This is a genomic window from Rhodobacterales bacterium HKCCA1288, assembly GCA_015693905.1.
Lineage (GTDB): Bacteria > Pseudomonadota > Alphaproteobacteria > Rhodobacterales > Rhodobacteraceae > M30B80.
The window spans coordinates 2,260,568-2,277,551 of record CP065161.1; the positions used below are offsets into that span (position 1 = coordinate 2,260,568).

Consider the following 16,984-nt stretch of genomic DNA (forward strand, 5'->3'; position numbering starts at 1 on the left):
ATGCTGAAAGTAACTAACCTATCCACTCACCATCATAAGCTCCCATTAAAGGCTTTAAACGCCTCATTTGAAGCTGGAAGAATTTACACTGTCTTGGGTCGTACCGGCGCAGGAAAGACTGAATTGTTGCGCTCGCTTATTGGCCTGGATGCCATCTCTGGAGGGCATATTGAGCTGGACGGAGCTGATTTGGCTCGCACTCCCATAAGATCTCGCCAAATGGCAATGGTCTATCAACAATTCATTAATTATCCGCATCTTAACGTTCTTAAAAATGTTACGTTTCCGTTGCTTCGTATGAAGCTTGAAAAGGCTGAGGCAGAAACCCGAGCGCGGACTGCTTTACGCTTAGTTGGCCTCTCGGACTTTGAGGAGAGGATGCCGTCGGAATTGTCAGGTGGGCAGCAGCAACGCGTTGCTCTCGCGCGCGCCATTGTCAAACAGTCGCGTATACTGTTGATGGACGAACCTCTGGCAAACCTTGATTATAAATTGCGCGAACAGTTGCGAGAAGAATTTCCGCGTCTTTTGGAAAATAATGCTGATGGCATCATCATTTACGCCACGACTGAACCTGGTGAAGCGATGCAATTGGGCGATCAGCTCGTTATCATGCACGAGGGAAGGATTATTGCGCAAGGAGATCCGGCCGATCTTTTCCAAAACCCGCCGAACATAGATGCAGCTCGCGTAATAAGCGAGCCACCAATTTCCATCTGCGAGGCATGCGTGGAAGGAGGGCGTCTGTTCATGTCAGGGGGATTTGAAGTTGTTGATAGTTCACTTGAGCTGCCCAGTGATGGGAAAGTTTTTGTTGGTATAAGGCCTGTTTCTCTCGCACCTGGGGGAACTATTCGCGCGCGCGTCAAACTCGCCGAGTTTTCCGGATCGGATACGATTGTCCACTTGGCTCTACCTTTTGGTGAAGCCGTGATGCTGGTTGAAGGCATCCAAAACTATGAGCCAGACGACTGTTTCGGTGTTTCACTTGACACAAAATCGCTGTTGGTTTTCTCGCAACAGGGCCAAAACATAACCGTTCGGAGGTCATGATGGCTGAGATCACTTTAAAGGGCCTAGGCCATTCCTACAAAGCAAATCCCAAATCCGAGGCGGATTACGCTCTCAAGCCTGTTGATTTGGTTTGGGAACAGGGCAAGACTTATGCGTTATTGGGGCCATCTGGCTGCGGTAAAACAACAATGCTCAACATCATTTCAGGGCTGTTGAAGCCCTCTGACGGTCAACTTTTGTTTGATGGCAAAGATGTTACTGCTGCCACAACTTCTGAGCGTAACATTGCACAGGTTTTTCAATTCCCAGTAATTTACACGACAAAGTCTGTACGAGGCAACTTAGCCTTTCCGTTAGAGTGTCGAAATTGGCCGAAAGAGCAAATCAAAGATAGAGTGGAATACATTGCTGCTCTTTTGGATTTAACGGAGATCCTTGACTATCCTGCACGGAAGCTCAGCGCAGACCAAAAACAACTCATTTCGCTGGGGCGCGGGTTGGTTCGTAATGACGTTAGTGCTGTTTTACTCGATGAGCCACTAACTGTTATTGATCCACAGATGAAGTTCACGCTTCGCCGCAAATTGCGAGAAATAAATCGCGCCACCGGCATCACTATGATTTTGGTTACCCACGACCAAAGCGAGGCAATGTCTTTCGCAGACGAAGTGGTGGTAATGAAAGATGGCTGCGTTCAACAAAGTGGCTCCCCAGAGCAACTATTTGCACGGCCAAATAATGAGTTTGTGGGTTATTTTATTGGCTCGCCACCCCTCAATCTTTTCTCCGTACAATTTAGAAATGAATGCTTATATGTACCCGTCCTAGACCAATTGCTGCCTGCTGACGCAGGTGGATCCATAGAAACGATAAAAGTCGGCGTGCGGCCCGAGCATTTGAAAGTCCAAAAGTCTTCGGAAGAGGATCCCCAAGCCCAGGTCACTGGGATTGACGATCTGGGTATTGAGCAAGTGTTTTCAATGCTTGGGAGAAATGGAGAACTCTTCAAAGTTAAGTCGCGGTTAAACCGAGACCTATTGTGCGGGGACTCTGTTGAAGTGACGGCAGCGGAAAAAGATCTAATGATTTTTAAAGAGGGTTTATTAGTACGCTAGTAATTGTTGGGACACCCTATATCCGACCGTCCGCCTCGGACCTCGGGCCTTGGTCATAGGTCGTTAGATTCATTGAAGGGCTTTTTCGTTGGATAGCACTTGGAGAGCAATCCTATTGGTCAGCAGTAGGATGCGCGCTCAATAGACGCGATGGCAGCACCTGTCTCGAGCCCTACATATCGGCCGCCTGAATATCTCCTGCAATCAAGCGCAAAACCGTTTCTGATTGCTATGGCTCCGATATCCTCTTCATTGAGATAGCAAATGCCTATTAGCCGGTCATGACTGCGTTCACCTGTAAGGTTGCAAACGACTTCTCTATTCAAGACAAGTTCAGCCATAAAAAGTTTTGCTTCTTGTCCAATCCGCTCTGAGAGTTCTGGCCCATCGATGCCGTTAAGCCTTACAGCAACACCACCCAACTCAACTGTGTCGACGTCTCTGACATGGGAAACTATCCCTAATACCTGAGTTTGGTTGGCGGCTAACTTTCCCGATGAAGCAATTATGCACAGCACGGGTAACATCATGCTGAACGTGTAAAATAGATTTATCCGTTTGACCCTAGGTTTTTCTGACATTCTTGCGAGCCATTCTTTATCTGAACACCTTTTTAATCGACCCAGTTCTCCCAACCCAGCACAACCCTCAGCAACATCCTCGAGTTATACTCGTCCTGTTCGAGCAGCAGGTCAGTCATCTCAGCTAGGTCGTCATCTGAACACGCATTCACATTGGTGCAGACGCTGTATTCCTCAGCCATACTAGCAAGGATCATCGTTCCATCGTCATGCAGCTTCGAGATAGTGAAGAGACAGGCTGCGATAATGGCTATGATGGCGAGGAGGAGTTTCATGCTAACTCACCCCCTCTTGTAACCCACACTCAGATTGTGATCAGTCTCACACGTATCGCCTGAACAGCACTCAAAGATGTTGGACTTGCATACTGCACATTGCTCATGCCCATGCACAACAACGGTGTTCAGAGGTGACTGACATCTAGGGCATCTCTGCTTGTGATGATTGGCTGGGTGAAGGAGGTTATCCATTACTTATTCAATTCCAGAGATTGTCTTTGTTCATAGCTCGTACAAGAATGACACCATCGCAGCTGATTGCGTCAAGCTTAGGATTGGATAGGATAGCTACAGCAAGATGGTGCAACCCAAGCTAATTATTTGTAAAATATTATACATAAATAAATTAAATTGTGCGGTGGGGAGAGGCATGTGCAATGTAACGGCCTGGGATGTTGCGCCATTGTTATATTGTAAGATTAGAACTGAGGGGGCGTACTTTGCCAACATTGAACTGGATCGGAAAAGACGCGGTCGAACACCACCACACCGAGGTGCCGTATCGGCTTGTTCATTGCGACAGTGAGCTTTCTGCCGGTGATCCCGACGCGGGCAACCTTCTAGTTCAGGGTGACAACTTGGAGGCTTTGAAGGCCCTGTTGCCGTATTACGCTGGGCAGGTGAAATGCATCTATATTGACCCGCCGTATAACACCGGCAATGAAGGCTGGGTCTATAATGACAATGTTGCCTCACCCGAGATCAAGGCTTGGCTGGGCAAGGTAGTTGGTAAGGAAGCCGAAGACCTATCTCGCCATGATAAATGGCTTTGCATGATGTATCCTAGGATGCGATTGCTTCGCGAGTTCTTGGCAAATGACGGAATATTTTTTGCTTCATGCGATGAAAATGAGTTTCATTCTTTTAAGTTCCTGTTGGACTCAATTTTCAAGCCGCACAACTATGCGGCGACGCTTGTTTGGAATACAGAAGGCAACACCGATAACCAATTTCAATTCAAAGTAAATCATGAATATATTCTCGTTTATACTGGGAGTCATTGAAGAACCGAGATTTGAAGGGTTGACGTTCGAGTGGGCAACGATTCAGATATGCGCATGATCCGTCCCGGTTTTCTCTCCTCTTCAGAACGGCGTGAACTTGAGGTTTGCGTGCGTAGCCAGCGCGAAGATCACGGCGTTGCACGGCGCGCCAATGCAATCCTGCTCCTTGATGACGGTAAGTCCTGTCAGGCTATCGCGGAGTTTCTGTATCTGGACGATGATACCATTCGGGGCTGGTACAAGACCTACCGAGAGGGCGGCTGGGACGCGCTTTCGACCGACGGCTGGAAGGGTGGTCAGTCCCGCATGACGACAGCTCAAGAGACGGAGCTTTGCACCTGGCTGGACGACCGCTTCTGTCGATCGACTGTCGAGATCAGGGCGTACATCGCGGCACAATATGGCGTGGACTATTCCCACTCGGGCTGCATCAAGCTTCTGTCGCGGCTGGGCTATGAATACCGGAAGCCGAAAGGGCTGCCACGCGTTGCATCTGAAGAGAAACAAGCCGAATTCATTGCGCTATACGAGCAGCTGCTGAACGGGTTGGGCGCCGATGAAGCCGTGTATTTCGCCGATGCGGTGCATCCCGAATATCAGACAAAGCCTGCGTTTGGCTGGGTCAAGGCAGGATCAAAGCCCACCGTGACAACCACCGCGGGACGCGGGCGGGTTAATATCCATGGCGCGCTCAACCTTGAGAATTTTGATGCGCCCTTTGTCGAACCAACCACCGTAGACGGGGTCAGTGCCGCCCAGCTTCTGGCCAAGATTGAGGAACGCAATCCTCTCTCGCGGATCATCTATGTCATCTGGGATAATGCGGCTTACCATAAGGGCCCGGACGTGCGCGAATTCCTCAAACGACCAGACTGCCGCATACGACTGATCCAGCTACCGCCTTATTGCCCGCACCTAAATCCGATAGAACGATTATGGGCGGTCATGCACCAATACGTCACTCACAATCGCTACTACCCCACACAAAAGAAGTTCGCAGATGCGATCCTGAGGTTCTTTCGAGAGACCCTGCCCAAAGAGTGGAAAACATTCCGTGATCAGGTGTCAGATAGCTTCAGGGTCGTCACTCACGAGGATTTTCGGGTTTTGGAGTAAGCGCGGTATACTTTGCTGATCAGCGTTATAAGAAATATGCAGTGGGAAATGTTATTGACCCCAACACTCCAGAAGACAGTAATCTTCGCGCTGGGTTTGCCGACAACAATATCACTAAGAACGGTGTCAAAAATCCACCAAGCATAGTGAGCCTTCCAGCGGGATTTCCAGCAAATGTGGATCAATTAAGCCTTCCTGCCGAGCGAGTTGATCAAGCATTTTTTGACCGAACAAAGGCAGATGCCCTCATTGGCAAGTCTATTCAGGCAGAATATGGCATTTCGCAGATACCCGTTCGGTTAGATGACATGGAGATTGTTGGTGGAAGGCTCACAAAGCCATGTCGATTATATTCTGGCTGGGCGAACGCACGCAAACTCGACGCATTTATTGAGAACGGATGCAGACCAGTTTCCGAAGGTGAAGATGAGATTGCGTTCTATTTGAACAGAAATGGCTGCATACGGTATCGGAAGTCCAGAGAGTCCGCACGCAACATTCTGTCTGTACTGCGCAATCTTGGAACTACGGAACGAAGTCGAACCTACTTGCGTAAGATGGGAGTTGACTTCGACTACCCGAAGCCCGTTGAGCTAATCCGATATCTTTTCGAGATAGGCGCGTTTCCTGACGATGCAATTGTAATGGATACCTTTGCTGGCTCTGGAACGACAGGCGAAGCTATTCTTTCGATGAATGCGGCTGACGGTGCAAAGCGTCGCTTCATCATGGTCGAAATGGATCAGGAAAATTCGGAAAAAAGAACCGCTGTTAGGCTATCAAAAATCATAGAGGGTTATAGTTTTTCAGAAGCAAGCGGGAAAAAGGTCGATGTAGCCCCGCTCGGCGGTGGCTTTCGCTACTGCCGTCTTGGCACGCCGCTGTTTAATGAGTTTGGCGATATCGACTCTACCGTTAGCTTTCCTGATTTAGCTGCTCATATCTTCTTTGCTGAAACTGGCGTACCAATCCTGTCCAAGGTCGATGGTACTAGCCCTTACCTTGGAAAGTATGGTGATAAAGCGGTCTATCTGCTTTTTGCTCCGGGTCAAGAAGCCACGCCGCGGGAGGCCATGGGCAATGTGCTGACCCCTGATGCACTAGCCAAGCTGAGCGCGCCGCCTGAGGGATTTGAAGGGAGCCGTGTGGTCTATGCCGAAGGCTGCACCGTTTCCCCCGAGCGTCTCAAATCTGAGGGCGTTGAGTTCAAACAAATCCCCTATCAGATCGAGGGCGCGTAATATGGTCGCGACCAGCTTAGAGCTGACAGAGTATCAGAAAATCTCGCTGGATCGGTTCACGACCTACCTACGGGACGCCACAACGATGGGAGCTAACATGGCCTTCTACAAGGCTACAAGCTTCCCTTATCGGAACGCCCCCGCCGTAGCCGAAGGCACTCCCTATGTTTGCCTGCGTGTACCCACAGGCGGCGGCAAAACCTTGATGGCTGCGCATTCCATCGGCATTGCCGCGCGGGAATACCTGACAGCCTCAAACCCAATGGTTCTGTGGCTGGTGCCGTCCACCGCGATTCTACATCAGACCATTGACGCCTTGAAGACCGATGGTCACCCGTATCGCGCGGCCTTGGCTAAGGATTTCAGCCGCAACTTCACCGTTATGACCAAGGCCGAGGCGCTAGCCATGTCGCGCGCCGACGCGACCGGTGAGGCGGTGGTGATCGTATCTACCATTCAGTCTTTCCGCCGCGAGGATGACAGTGGCAAGGAAAACCCAGAGGGTTTGAAGGTCTATGAGGACGCTGGCGCGCTCATGGATCACTTTGAGAATCTGACCGATCAGCAGAAAGCCCCATTGGAAAAGGTCGAAGGCACAGGGCGCCCAATTGCGTCACTGGCCAACCTGTTGCGCTTACATCGTCCGATGGTGATCGTGGACGAGGCACACAACAGTCGCAGCGATCTTTCCTTCCGCACGCTGGCCCGGTTCAGCCCGTCGCTTATCCTTGAGTTGACCGCTACACCGCAGACCGAACATAATCCGGCACACGGCAAGCACGCCTCGAACATCCTCTATTCCGTTTCTGCCGCTGAACTGAAAGCGGAAGAGATGATCAAGATGCCTATCCGCCTCACAACAGACGGTGAGTGGACTAAGACAGTCGGCGCAGCACTGGACAGCCAACGAATGCTAGAAGAGGCTGCGAAAGCCGAAAAGGTCGAGACTGGTGAGTATATCCGGCCCATTATTCTGTTTCAGGCGCAAAAAGCATCTAAGTCTGATCCGCATCGCCTGACGTGGGAAAAGATCGAAAGACATTTACTGGAAGATCAGCGAGTTCCCAAAGATCACATTGCTGTTCATACTGGGTCGCGTAAAGACCTTGATGACATCCCCAACATTCAAGACCCCATGTGCCCGGTGCGCTATATAATCACCGTAGATAAGCTAAAAGAGGGTTGGGATTGTCCCTTTGCATACGTACTGTGTTCAGTGGCTGATCAAGTGTCTCCGATAGCTGTAGAGCAAATTCTCGGCCGTATTCTGCGAATGCCCAAGGCAAGGCGGAAGCGGCGTGATGCTCTGAACCAGTCCTATGCCTATATTGTGTCACGCAGCTTCGACAAGACCGCCCAACAGCTCAAAACGGGGCTTGTGGAAGGCGCTGGCTTCAACAGGTTGGAGGCCGACGACATCATTGCCCCGCAGCACGACATGGGCTTCTCCGAGGCCGCTGAACAGTATCAGCACGAGTCTGACCCCTTGCCGGAAGATACCGCACTGCCCGAGACGATCACCGCCGCCATTGAGAAACTGCCCCCATCCGTGAAGACGCGGGTTTCGTTCAATTCCGAAACGCGGACGATCACTTATATGGGGCCTATGACGCGCGAGAGCCGCAACATCCTTCACCTCGGATTGGCGTCGGTTCCACAGGTGGGTAAGACTATCGATCGCCTTTACGCTAAGTCCAATAACTTCCAGACCAGCGCCGCAGATGACGACGACAAGCCGCCGTTCATCGTGCCGATGCTGGGGTTCCGCAAACAGGGTGAGCTTCAGCTCTTCTCACAAGAACATTTCCTAGACTTGCCGTGGCGGCTGGACGAGTGCGATGTGAGCGACATTAAAAATCGGTTCAGCGTGTCAGACACCAGTCGAACCGGGACTATCAATGTGAGCGATAAGGGTCAGGTTGAAATCAACTTTGTGAAACAGCTTCAAGGCCAGCTTGCACAGGTCATCAAAGAACCGACTTGGACACTTCCACGCCTTGCCAACTGGATTGACGCTGGTATCGTTCACCCCGACATCACCAAGCCAAGTGCTATAGTATTCATATCAAAGGCTATTGAGGCCCTGATGGTCTCGGGCTTTGAATTGGATGTGCTGGCCCGCAACAAGTATGACCTGCGCAAGGCGACGGCCCAGTTCATCAAAGACTTGCGCGGAGAACGCGAGACTAGCCAATACCGCGCTCTGTTTGCCGCCAATGCCAACGACTTCTCCACCAGCGGGGACCTGTCGATCATATTTGATGAACAGACCTACGCGCCCAACCAGCCTTATTCTGGGGCCACCAAGTTCAACAAGCACTATACCCACCTTGTTGGCGATTTGGCCGCGACTGGCGAAGAGTTTGACTGCGCGGTTCATCTCGACCGGCACAATAAGGTTCGCTATTGGATTCGAAATGTCGAAGGAAAGAAATCTTCCTTCTGGCTTCAACTACCTAATGCCAAGTTCTACCCGGACTTTGTAGCGATGCTGACCGATGGGCGCATTCTTGTTGTTGAATACAAAGGGCAGCATCTTTACGAGGGAGAGGCGGTAAAGCGGCAGATTGGAGCCGTTTGGGCTGATGCCAGTAATGGCCAGTGTCTTTTCTGTATGCCGACTAATCGAGATTTCGGATTAATTGATCGAACAATTGGATGACTAAGTTGGTTGCGTGCAAACTGAAATATTGTGAACTGCGCCTAGAGTACTCAACACCCCACCCTGCCACGCTCTCAGCGCCTCTACGGCCCTGCTACAGGCTTACCTTTGGATCGTCAGGATTGACCAGCCATGCGCCGTGCCGGAAGCCAATACTATCCCATTGAACGTGGTAAGTCAGATTGCGATACCGTCCGCCCTTGAACTTCTGCACAATGAATTGCTTCGGGTAGCGTGATGAATCCTTGCCATGAATAATCCTATAGTTGCCACGCTCCAGAATGATGTCGTCATAGAATACAGAACTCTCTTGCGTGGATGCGGCTGCGAAGTTGGGATCGTGTTTCATGACTGCGATCCTCTGAAACGATTCACATAGTCAGATATACTCGTACCAAGGGCGTCGTGTGGATCGTATTCGCCGCCTGACCTGACGTGGCGCTTCATCCCTCCAACGCCGCCAATGTGACTTGCTGCGATCAGCGAATTGCGTGACCAGTTCGCAGCTTCATCTCCAAGCTCTGCCATGAATGCATCAACCTGCCGTGCAAGATCACGCATATGCCAGTCATTCACCGTATTCTGAATTGCTTGGTTATTGATCAGATCGTCTTGCGAATAGTTCGTGCCAAGTGCTGCATTGGCGTCAGCTAGGCGCATAGCCCCAATCTGAAGCGCACCAGAATACCGTGACCCATCGTCAGCCACATATTCGGCTTGTGGGTTGCCACTGCTCTCTGACGCAATGAGGGCTGAAGTGATGTCCGTTAGATCGTCATTAGGCTGTGGCGCTGGGCGTTGCGGTTCTGATAGCGCAGCTTGTGTCTGGACATTGAGCCTCTCACGAGAAGCTCTGCCTGCAGCTAACACCTCTTCAATCGGGCGTAGCTTATCCCATTCAGCCCATGCCTGTTCACGCGCTGAATCTTGAGCGGAGTAATCAGGACGTTCTTCTTGTGCGCCTAAGATGGCCAGAAAGACTTTGCGCCGCTCCATGCCCATATGAGGGAAATACTGATTGAGGATGGCGGCAGGTGACGCTCCCGAAACACGGCTTAATTGGTCGATCTGTTTGACGACATGCAGCACCACGTTGCGTTCACTTTCACTCATGGCCTGCAAGAGTGCTTCTGGATCACGTGACACATTTGAAGCCAAGCGATTACGCAAGTCTTCGATAATTGATGAGGAGGGAGTGCCTGTTGGTTTGCTCATGATAGCCATTCTTCTGGCCTTTCTTTGTTGTGTTGTTGGGGGAGGGGTTGCACCAGAGCTGCTAAAGCAAAGGGTGCGAAGACAGTAGCAAAAGACTACTGATAATATGTAGTTATTTAGGTATTATTGGAGGGTACTTTAGCTGACAGATGAATACGGCTTCACAGTGTTCTGTCCATATAAGGTAAGTGTTTGATAGCCATGTCAGGCAACAAACCTGCTGACAAGACTAGTAACTCTCAGCTTCCCGTGTGGGATATTCTTGTCGTTATCCGCTTCAAGAATGCCAGTTTCTAGGCATCGAGTAAGCCATTTAGGTATCATCGTACTCTGACCATCAGCGTGATACAGGGCGGCAGAGCGATGTCGAATATCGAGCGTGGTGTTTAGCTCGTGTGCTAGGGCTATAGCGCCTGCGAGTTCATGATGCCTGTGTCCATTCTGTATTGATCTGCGATAACTCAGAACCTGTTTGGCACGAAGCAGGCATGTAACGATTTCTACTTTTTCTGCAAAGGCGGGTTTCAGAGCAGCTCTATCCTGAGCCTGTTGAATTGCTGCGACTATGTTCATTCGTTCTCCTTATTGCTCAACTCAAAGAATGCGGGGTTAGCTTTGGCTGCATCAACGATCAGCTGTTGATACCTATTCGTATAAAACCAGTTCGGGAATTGGCGTCTGACCGCCAGTGCATCAGCAAAGGAATCGACTGATAAAGCTCTCATGGGGGAGCCTCCTTATTTGTAGCGACTTAGGGAGATGATTTATGCGTATAGTTATATCATAAATGCTATCTGATGTCAAGAACAAAAATAGAACATTTGGAGTTTTGAGGCACAAAGTGGGGCATATAGCGGGGTATACAGTGGGGTATATAGAGAGAGGTATATTTCGGGTAAGAATTATTTAAAATATTGATATTAATATGAAAATATAGAGACTAAAGGAAACTGGTGGCCATCCCCCTAGGCTCCACCAAACCCCCTTGGATAAAACCAGTAAGAAGCGCGCATATTTGTGCGGTTTTCATGCCGTTTTTGCTAAATCATCGCTCTGCCGAGCCGTTCTTGTGACTACGTCCCAGATAGAGGAAGTGGCGCAATGAACGCAGAGCCAACCAAGCAGTTTCATGAGGCCGCAGCGCCTATTGCCTCGGGTCGCACTGACGAGACGATAGACTCGATAAAAGGGATCGCGCGGCGTGTTGGTAATCTGTCAATCGCCATTGCCCAAGTTTCTGGCGATGTTCAGGATGTCTCAGAAGGTGCCGAGCAACAACGCAGCACCTTTCATATTATCCGTGATCGGATGCGCGCCATGGCCTTGCGGGGGAATGACGTGATGATTGCCGCGACCCAAGCACGCGATGGGTCGAACGCGGCGAGTCATCAGATTTCTGAAACCACGCAAAGCATTGCGCAAATGATGCAAAGCGTGACGACCTTGACCGATCAGGTCAATGAAATTGCATCGCATTTAGGGCGCGTTGCCTCCTCGTTGGAGCGGGTTGCCAAAGTTTCGCATCATGTCAGTGGCATTGCGCGTCAGACCAATCTTTTGTCTTTAAATGCCTCGATTGAGGCCGCACGTGCGGGCGTGCATGGGCGCGGCTTTATGGTGGTCGCAGGTGAAGTCAAACAGCTGTCCAATCAAGCGGGTCTTGCCACAGCCGAAATTTGTGACACGATTGAGGAACTCAGCAGCGAAATGCAGGCGGTGATCTCGCAAGCGACCCAAGCCAGTGAAGTAGCCCAGATGATCCGCGCCCATACGGGCAATGTTGGTGATGAGGTTCAGACCCTACCACAGACCTTAGAACAAATGCGCCAAACCCAAGAGCAGATCGTTGCGGCCGCGCGCGCGATTGATGCAGATATCAACGAGACACAAGTCGATATCGACCAAATGACGCAAAGCGTGGACAGTCAGGCGGCCACCTTGGCCAAAGCCAGCCAATCGCTTTTGAGCATAACCGACCATTCAGAGGCGCTGACAGGGATCTCGGCACGACTTGGGGTCGAGACAGTCGATAGCCCCTACATCGCCGCAGTTAAAGAGGTTGCCGCGCTGATCTCGGGCATATTCGCGGCGGCTGTGCGTGACCGAAAGATCAGCGAAGCCGACTTATTTGACGAGCGTTATGTTGAAATCCCGCAATCTGATCCCAAGCAGCATATGACCAAATTTGTTGGCTTCACCGATCAAGTTTTGCCGCCGCTTCAAGAGCCCGTATTGACCCTATCGCGCGCGGTTGTGTTCTGTGCTGCGATTGATCGCAACGGGTTTATTCCTACCCATAATTTAAAATTCAGTGAACAGCAGAAATTAGGTGATCCTGCTTGGAATGCGAAACATTGCCGAAACCGCCGCATCTTTGATGATCGTGTCGGATTGGCCGCAGGCCAAAGCCAACGCCCATTTCTGTTGCAGGCCTACCGCCGTGACATGGGCAATGGCGAGTTCCGAATGATGAAGGATGTCTCTGCACCCATCACGGTCAATGGTCGTCACTGGGGCGGGCTGAGGTTGGCCTATTTGATTGACTAGGTCAAATCTTAGATGGGGCCATCACATCATGGCCCCATCCCAAGTGGCTTATCCCAAGACCTCTTTGATGGCCTCGGTCGTTACGCTAACGACAGTATCCGCTTCCTCGCGGCTGAGGCAGAGCGGCGGCGCATAGCCAATGATATCGCCCTGCGGCATGGCCCGTGCAATCACGCCGCGCCGCGCCATTGCGGCGACAATCTGTGGGGTGATCTTTTTGGCGGGGTCAAAGAAAGTGCGCGTGTCGCGATCCTCGACCAATTCCACCGCGCAAAGCATCCCATCACCGCGCACTTCGCCCACATGGGCATGCTCGGCAAGGGCGGTGCGCATGGCTTGGTTGAAATAGGCGCCCGTGTCACGGGCATTCTCAACCAAATTCAGGCTGTCCAAAAGTTTGATATTGGCAACACCTGCAGCCGCGCCGATGGGGTGGGCGGAATATGTCCAACCATGCCCCAAGGGGCCGAATTCATCGGTGCCGTCCTCAAGAACCTTCCAAACTTTGTTGGAAATAATGGATCCTGAGAGCGGCGCATAGGCCGAGGTTAGGCCCTTGGCGATGGTCATGATATCTGGAGTGATGCCATAATGGGGTGAGCCAAACATTGATCCCATGCGGCCAAAGCCCGTGACCACTTCATCTGCAATCAACAAGATGTCATGCTTTTGCAGAACGGGTTGGATTGCCTCCCAATACCCTGCGGGCGGCGGCACAATCCCGCCTGTTCCCAGTAAGGGTTCTGCGATAAAGGCCGCGATTGTGTCAGCACCTTCGCGGGCGATCAGCTCCTCAAGATCAGCCGCGCATTTGGCCGAGAATTCCGCCTCGGAGAGGCTGAGGTCATCACGGCGGAAGTAATAGGGGCTGGTCGTGTGCAAGACCGCATCAAAAGGCAGGTCAAATTTTTGATGGAACAGGCTCAACCCTGTCAGGGATCCCGACATCAGGCCTGAGCCGTGATAGCCGCGCCAGCGCGAGATGATCTTTTTCTTCTGCGGCAACCCACGGATATTGTTGTAATACCAAACCAGTTTGATGTTGGTTTCATTGGCATCTGATCCACCAAGCCCGAAATAGACCTTTGACATATGGTCGGGCGCACGATCCATGACCATCTGCGCAAGCGTGATTGAGGCCTCAGTGCCATGGCCTACATAGGCGTGGTAATATGCCAATTCGCGGGCTTGCTCGGCAATCGCCTCGGCCACTTCTTGACGGCCATAGCCGATATTCACGCAGTAAAGCCCGGCAAATGCATCCAAAAAACGATTTCCATCGCGATCGGTGATGTGACAGCCGCTTGCGGTTTGCACGATCCGATTAGGGCTTTCGCCGCGGGCGTGCTGCGCAAGATGTGTTGAGGGGTGCATGAAGTTGTCGCGATCCCATTTCGACAGCTGATCATTGGTAAGCATCGGCTTTGTCCTTTGTCATGTGGTTTGGCACGTTTGCCGCAAGCCTAAGGGAAAATCCGCCCCAGTGCCATGCCTTGCGGCGAAGTCATGGATCACAGACCCGACACTGTGATTGGCGCAAGCGACGTTTTTGGTGCAAGCAATGACGCGAAGCGGGAAGCGGTGGGCGCTGAATTATCGAAAACTTGGCCCACCAACAGGAGGCGGCAGATGGTTTCTCGTATTCATAACTTTCCAACCCAAGAATATCAGGCGCGTATTGCGCGCACACGCGCCGAGATGGCCGCGCGAAATTTGGATTTCATCATTGTAACGGACCCGTCCAATATGGCGTGGTTGACGGGCTATGACGGTTGGTCATTTTACGTCCATCAAGCAGTGCTCTTGGGCCATAAAGGCGAGCCGATTTGGTGGGGCCGCGCGATGGATGGATTGGGTGCCTTACGCACGGTCTGGATGTCAGATGACGCTGTGGTTGGCTATGATGACACCTATGTGCAAAACCCAGAAAAACACCCGCATGAAACCCTTGCAAGCCTGATCCATGATCATGGCGGCGTGCGAGGGCGCATTGGCGTTGAGATGGATAATTACTATTTCTCTGCTGCGGCCTATGCGGCTCTGGTGAAGGGGTTGCCGGATGCTGAATTTGTGGACAGCACAGGTTTGGTCAATTGGCAACGCGCGGTGAAATCCGAGCAGGAAATCACCTATATGCGCCGCGCTGCAAAAATAGTGGAGCGGATGCACGAAGTCATCCGTGAAACGGCCGAGCCCGGCATGCCGAAAAACGCCCTTGTGGCCGAGATTAGCCGCACGGGCATTTTGGGTGCAGATGGTCATTGGGGCGATTATCCCGCCATCGTGCCCCTGACCCCCTCAGGTGTGGATGCCACCGCCCCGCATCTGACATGGGATGACAAACCTATGGCTGCAGGCGAAGCGACCTTTTTTGAAATCGCAGGCTGTTATCGCCGCTATCATTGCCCTCAATCGCGAACCCTATTCTTGGGCGAGCCGCCTGAAAAATATCGCCGTGCTGAAGAGGCGGTGGTTGAGGCAATCCATGCAGGCCTTGAACAAGCGAAGCCAGGTAATTTCTGTGAAGATATTGCGAATGCCTTTAACAAAAAGCTCAATGAAATGGGGTTCGAGAAAGACAGCCGCTGTGGCTACGCGATTGGTCTAAGCTATCCGCCTGACTGGGGCGAGCGCACAATGAGCTTTCGGCGCGGGGATCGTTCCGTTCTTAAACCAGGAATGACCTTCCATTTCATGCCTGCTTTGTGGTTGGATGATGGCGGGCTTGAAATCACTGAGCCGATCCTGATCACCGAGACAGGTGTTGAATGCCTGTCTAACTTGCCACGCGAGGTATTTGTGAAATGACCCCAACCATTGCCCTTGATGGCATGGGCAAGGCGCATGGCCATTTGCGCCTGCCCCATAGCCGCGATGACAGCGCATGGGGCCATGTTATGATTCCGATATGCGTCATCGGCAATGGGGATGGCCCGACCGTTTTGTTGACGGGCGGCAATCATGGGGATGAGTATGAAGGGCCGATTGCCCTGCATGATTTGGCCTATTCGCTTGAGGCCTCTGATGTCGCGGGACGGGTCATCATTCTGCCGCAGATGAATACGCCCGCCTTTTTGGCGGCAAGCCGCACATCGCCGATTGATCAAGGCAATATGAACCGCGCCTTCCCTGGAAATGCGCGGGGCACGGTCACACAGAAAATCGCAGCATATCTCAACGATGAACTCCTGCCGCGGGTTGATGCGGTTTTGGATTTCCACTCAGGCGGCAAGACGTTGGATTTTCTGCCCTTTGCCGCAAGCCATGTCTTGTCCGATGCGGCTCAAGATCAGGCTTGTGCGCAGGCCGCCCGCGCCTTTGGCGCACCTTATACTGTTAAAATGCTTGAGATTGATGACACAGGTATGTTTGACGGCGCGGTTGAGCGCGCAGGGAAAACCTTCGTGACGACCGAGCTTGGTGGCGCAGGGATGGCGCGCGCGGAAACAGTCGCGATTGCCAAGCGCGGGGTGCGCAATTTTTTGGTTCATTTGGGCGTTGTGCAGGGCAAGGTAGAAGAGGCGCCAAGCAGTCTGTTAGATATGCCTGATGCGGATTGTTTTACCTTTGCCGAGATGAATGGGCTTTATGAACCCGTTGTTGATTTGGGCGCGCGCCTGCGCGCGGGCGATCTTGTTGCCCGCATTTGGCCTGTTGAGGCCACAGGCAAACCCCCGCTCGGCCTTCTGGCCAAGCGTGATGGTTTGCTTGTGGCCCGCCATGCACCTGGCTTGATCAAATCAGGCGATTGTGCAGCGGTCGTGGCTGTCGAGATGGGTGCCGCCTAATCTGCGCCCTCAACCTTGTGCAGGTCTTGCATGAGCGCGGGATCGACCCCACGCTGGGTGAGTTCGTAAGCCGTGTAAGAGAGCCATAACGCGAACTCACGCCCTTTGCGGATGTCTTGACGATTTTCGCCATCCTTGAAAGTGCGTGCGATCACTTCGCAGGCCTTTAGCACTATGCCGATCACATCGGACACGCGCACTTCGGGCCATTCTTTTGCAAGTTTTTTGGCGCAGTCGCTGAAATCTGATGTTTCAGACATAAGCAAAGCCAAAACTGCCTCAAGCAGTTCTTCATCTTCCATGGACATGTGGGGTTTTCCCGTACCAATTAATTATGGCCGGATTCTCCGAGCCGTATCCCGACAGGCTTTTCCTGCGGGCGCTCTGGTGCTGCACATGCCGTGCCAAGATGAATAAAAAAAC

Annotated in this window: 16 protein-coding genes and 1 pseudogene; 9 read left to right on the forward strand and 8 right to left on the reverse strand. The window is 51.9% G+C overall.

All coding sequences use genetic code 11. The annotated features are described in order from the left end of the window. Positions 1-1,053: an ABC transporter ATP-binding protein gene (locus I3V23_11130; GenBank protein QPI85108.1), complete on the forward strand. Its 1,053-nt coding sequence runs from the start codon at positions 1-3 to the stop codon at positions 1,051-1,053. Further along, positions 1,053-2,129: an ABC transporter ATP-binding protein gene (locus I3V23_11135; protein ID QPI85109.1), complete on the forward strand. Its 1,077-nt coding sequence runs from the start codon at positions 1,053-1,055 to the stop codon at positions 2,127-2,129. Before I3V23_11130 ends, I3V23_11135 begins: the two co-directional genes overlap by 1 nt. A 119-nt stretch (positions 2,130-2,248) precedes the next feature. Here I3V23_11135 and I3V23_11140 read toward each other — a convergent pair whose 3' ends face one another. Then, on the reverse strand, positions 2,249-2,656 hold the full coding sequence (locus I3V23_11140; protein ID QPI86804.1) for a thermonuclease family protein: 408 nt from the start codon (positions 2,654-2,656) through the stop codon (positions 2,249-2,251). Between the two features lie 86 nt (positions 2,657-2,742). After that, positions 2,743-2,985 (reverse strand): hypothetical protein, encoded by a 243-nt coding sequence (locus tag I3V23_11145; protein ID QPI85110.1) that lies wholly within the window; start codon positions 2,983-2,985, stop codon positions 2,743-2,745. Between the two features lie 443 nt (positions 2,986-3,428). Here I3V23_11145 and I3V23_11150 point away from each other — a divergent pair. From I3V23_11150 to I3V23_11165, 4 genes and pseudogenes are all read left to right on the forward strand, one after another. Then, a pseudogene (locus I3V23_11150) lies at positions 3,429-3,878 on the forward strand (site-specific DNA-methyltransferase). A 168-nt stretch (positions 3,879-4,046) separates the two neighbouring features. Then, positions 4,047-5,108 (forward strand): IS630 family transposase, encoded by a 1,062-nt coding sequence (locus tag I3V23_11155; protein QPI86805.1) that lies wholly within the window; start codon positions 4,047-4,049, stop codon positions 5,106-5,108. A gap of 308 nt (positions 5,109-5,416) precedes the next feature. Then, the gene (locus tag I3V23_11160) at positions 5,417-6,349 is read left to right on the forward strand and encodes a hypothetical protein (protein QPI86806.1); all 933 of its coding nucleotides are present in this window, start codon (positions 5,417-5,419) and stop codon (positions 6,347-6,349) included. Between the two features lies 1 nt (position 6,350). Further along, positions 6,351-9,011, forward strand: coding sequence for a DEAD/DEAH box helicase family protein (locus tag I3V23_11165; protein ID QPI85111.1), 2,661 nt, complete (start codon positions 6,351-6,353; stop codon positions 9,009-9,011). Between the two features lie 94 nt (positions 9,012-9,105). Here I3V23_11165 and I3V23_11170 read toward each other — a convergent pair whose 3' ends face one another. The 4 genes from I3V23_11170 to I3V23_11185 all read right to left on the reverse strand — a co-directional run bounded on the left by I3V23_11170 (position 9,106) and on the right by I3V23_11185 (position 10,951). Next, positions 9,106-9,360: a hypothetical protein gene (locus I3V23_11170; protein ID QPI85112.1), complete on the reverse strand. Its 255-nt coding sequence runs from the start codon at positions 9,358-9,360 to the stop codon at positions 9,106-9,108. Beyond that, on the reverse strand, positions 9,357-10,235 hold the full coding sequence (locus I3V23_11175) for a hypothetical protein (GenBank protein ID QPI85113.1): 879 nt from the start codon (positions 10,233-10,235) through the stop codon (positions 9,357-9,359). The genes I3V23_11170 and I3V23_11175 overlap by 4 nt, the downstream gene beginning before the upstream one ends. Before the next feature lie 195 nt (positions 10,236-10,430). Then, positions 10,431-10,799 (reverse strand): hypothetical protein, encoded by a 369-nt coding sequence (locus I3V23_11180; GenBank protein ID QPI85114.1) that lies wholly within the window; start codon positions 10,797-10,799, stop codon positions 10,431-10,433. After that, a complete protein-coding gene (locus tag I3V23_11185; protein QPI85115.1) occupies positions 10,796-10,951 on the reverse strand; it encodes a hypothetical protein in 156 nt (51 codons plus the stop codon). The genes I3V23_11180 and I3V23_11185 overlap by 4 nt, the downstream gene beginning before the upstream one ends. Positions 10,952-11,327: 376 nt before the next feature. Between I3V23_11185 and I3V23_11190 the strand changes: the two genes are divergently transcribed. Further along, entirely contained in the window at positions 11,328-12,773 is a 1,446-nt protein-coding gene (locus I3V23_11190) for a chemotaxis protein (GenBank protein QPI85116.1), read from the forward strand. A gap of 48 nt (positions 12,774-12,821) precedes the next feature. Here I3V23_11190 and I3V23_11195 read toward each other — a convergent pair whose 3' ends face one another. Then, positions 12,822-14,192: an aspartate aminotransferase family protein gene (locus I3V23_11195; GenBank protein QPI85117.1), complete on the reverse strand. Its 1,371-nt coding sequence runs from the start codon at positions 14,190-14,192 to the stop codon at positions 12,822-12,824. Between the two features lie 210 nt (positions 14,193-14,402). Between I3V23_11195 and doeA the strand changes: the two genes are divergently transcribed. Together doeA and doeB are read left to right on the forward strand one after the other, a co-directional pair. Beyond that, positions 14,403-15,581 (forward strand): ectoine hydrolase DoeA, encoded by a 1,179-nt coding sequence (doeA, locus tag I3V23_11200; protein ID QPI85118.1) that lies wholly within the window; start codon positions 14,403-14,405, stop codon positions 15,579-15,581. Further along, positions 15,578-16,561, forward strand: coding sequence for an N-alpha-acetyl diaminobutyric acid deacetylase DoeB (gene doeB, locus I3V23_11205; protein QPI85119.1), 984 nt, complete (start codon positions 15,578-15,580; stop codon positions 16,559-16,561). The genes doeA and doeB overlap by 4 nt, the downstream gene beginning before the upstream one ends. On the opposite strand, the gene I3V23_11210 is transcribed toward doeB, so the two are convergent. Further along, entirely contained in the window at positions 16,558-16,869 is a 312-nt protein-coding gene (locus I3V23_11210) for a hypothetical protein (GenBank protein ID QPI85120.1), read from the reverse strand. The genes doeB and I3V23_11210 overlap by 4 nt on opposite strands. Positions 16,870-16,984 lie beyond the last annotated feature (115 nt).